Source organism: Candidatus Poribacteria bacterium (genome assembly GCA_021295755.1).
In the GTDB taxonomy this organism is placed as follows: Bacteria; Poribacteria; WGA-4E; order WGA-4E; family PCPOR2b; genus PCPOR2b.
The window spans coordinates 1-2,871 of record JAGWBT010000193.1 but is presented as its reverse complement, the minus strand read 5'-3'; the positions used below and the strand labels follow the sequence as shown (position 1 = coordinate 2,871).

Genomic DNA, 2,871 nt, shown 5'->3' with positions numbered 1-2,871 from the left:
TAAACCAACGGCTGTCCGCTCAAAAAACCCGTTCGTGTCCGTTGTCGTCATCGGAAGTGCGTTTGACCCGACGGTCACGACCACGCTAACTCCCTCGGCGGGAGTTTCACCATCAATTGTATAGACAACGCCATTGACCACCAAAACATTGACGGACCTCGGAGGAACGGGGATAGCTGTCGTCACGTCCCTTCTAACTGTCGCAGTTCCACCTTCGCCGAGCTCATCATTTGAGAGCACGGATGTATAGGGACCGTGTGTCCCGTCGTTCGCATCGGTCACAACAATCGAGACCGGATCGCCGCCGCGTGCCACAGGCGCAAGGAGATCGAGGAATGTCACGAAATAACCGTCGGCATCGGTTGTAGCCATCGCGGTATTTGACCCGACCATAATCTCAACATCGACACCGGCCGCAGCGGTTTCACCATCCGCTATGAAGACCGTCCCCTCCACGTTCAGAATACTGACCTCGACGGGCGGAACAGGCGTCAGTTGCAGGGTGGTCTCCCCTGAAATCGTACCGACTGTGACTGTAATCGTTTCGGTCCCTTCGGCGTCAACCACGGGTGCGGTATAGGTTGCGGAGTATGAGCCAAACCTAGTGGCAGACTCAGTAAACGCGGTTACGGTGCCACCGCTCGATGTGGAAGCGATCAAACTCTGACCGCCGACCTCGTTACCGCTGCTGTCGCTGACCATCGCAGTAATTGTAGAGCTTCCGGTGCTGGAGAGCTCTGTCGGGACTGCACTGACTGTAACCGTCGCCGGTGATCCAGCATTAATGGTTATGATCGCGGACGCCGACTCGTTCGCTTGGGTCGCTGTTGCGGTGAGCGTTACCCGTCCTGCGAGCCCGCCGGAGGTGTAAGTTGCGCTGTAGGTGCCGTCGCCATTGTTTGTCACTGCGCCTATCGTTCCGATGCTAGGCGCGCTAATCGTGACAGTCTCATCTGCCACGGGACCCGCTCGATCCACGCTGATTGTTACCATCCCATCGCCCGGTGTGTCTGCGCTGAAGATATTCGGTTCAACGGTGACCGTAACGGTCGTTGGAACAGGCGTCAACGTGATGGAGGTCATCGCCGTTTCACCGAGTTGGGCTGATGCCGCGGAGATTTGCGCGGTATCGGTAGCGGCTAAGGCGAGGGAGGGAGCGGTATAGGTCGCGCTGTAGGTGCCGTCCCCGTTGTCTGTCGTTGTGCCCACGGTTCCTTTATCCGCTGAAATGGTGACGGTATCGCCGGCGGTAGGATTGCCACTATCATCTCGGACCATCGCTGTTATCGTCGATGTCGAGGTGCCGTCAGCAGGGATCGCGCTCAAACCGGATTGAACGGTAATGCCTGCACTTACAGGCACAAGATCAAGATCTACTGTGAAGGGCACGGCTGTATCAGCAGCCGTCAGCGTATATGGTGCTGTCTCTTGGCTGTTACCTTCGGAATCGGTCAAAGTGAATGTAAACGTATCCCCGGCACTTACCACTCCGCTGAAGGAGAGCCATCCGTAGGTGTAGCTGCCATCCTCGCGTGATTCAGCACTCCCAATGAGGCCGGCGATACCAGCGGAATTCGCCCCTGTTATTGTAATACCGGGGGCAGGACTGTCGTCAATAAGGACTGTTCCCTTAAATGTCACAGTACCAGTAGACTGCCCGTGGGCGATACCACCTGCAACAGAACAGCAGACAACCAATACCATAAATAAATAAACCAACTGCTTGCTACTCATATTTATCCTCCTGAGAATTCTCACTCAGTATATTTTAATAGAGAAATTGAGTTTGTTCAAAAACCCAGTTTCTTCTAAACTTGGGGCGAACCCTTTTCTTATTAAGGTGCCAGCCTATGTTAATATATGAAACCAGTTTTTTTAGGACTTACACAGCATGTTCAGAAATCCCCTGATTTTCCAAAGTCCCCTGACAAGGGTTTCCTCCCCTGATAAGCCAAACGAACAATTCCCCCCTGATAAGGGGGGCTAGGGGGGTTAGGAGATTTAGGGAGTTAAAAATCAAAAATCTACCCCGTGTGCTAAATTTGCGTAAGTCATGTTTTTTTAATAGATTCCCTTAACTGCTCGCTTGATAGCCCTATTGTAGATGTGCCACATCGAGATATGCATCTCAACCTACTTAAAGGTTCTTGTAGGGGCACCCCCGATAAATCGGGATAGGCGGGATTAAGAAACGGGCAACTACAGGCGTAACTCCTAACCTAAATAACTTAGGTTAAAGTAAAGACGCCTTATGATACAACAGATTGAAAAATCTGTCAAGACTTTTTTGTGAAAAATTTCACAGAAAACACCGCCGGAATGGAAAATCCGCTCTCGGATAGAGATCAAGTAGAGATGTGTCGGTTTCAGATTTGTTGTGAAGAAACATTTAACGCAAAGGCGCAGCGGGAGAAAAAGAGACGCTTTCGCCTCCCGGTAGGTGCGGTTGAAAACAGCGCCTACCAAAGGGGAGAAAGGAGAAAACGGAAAAACGAGGGAGCGAGGGGACGAGGGAGCGGGAAAGCGAAAAAACGGGATAACCCGTAGGTTGGGTTGAGCCACAGCGAAACCCAACACAGCCCTAGAGCGACAGCATATCCCATTTGTCTGAATCACGGATTAACGCGGATTTAGGGATTACACGGAGAAAGGAGAAAACGGGAGCAGGCGAGGGGGCGAGGAAGCGGGAAAACCTGTCTTTTAGCCCCAGCGGGGCGATATGTTTATAGCCGAGCGGCATCTCCCATCAACAAAAGCCCCAGCGGGGCGACATGTGCTGATTTGCTATACCGAATCGGCGCAGTTAGAAACAGCGCCTACCAAATATGGGAGACTGGACGGCACCCCTACGATTACGGACAGTTTCAATTG

At 52.2% G+C, this 2,871-nt stretch carries 1 protein-coding gene; it reads right to left on the bottom strand.

Annotation, left to right across the window (positions count from 1 at the left end; all coding sequences use genetic code 11):
* The coding region (locus J4G02_21270; GenBank protein MCE2397055.1) for an Ig-like domain-containing protein at positions 1-1,734 on the bottom strand (1,734 nt) is incomplete at its 3' end.
* Positions 1,735-2,871: the final 1,137 nt, after the last annotated feature.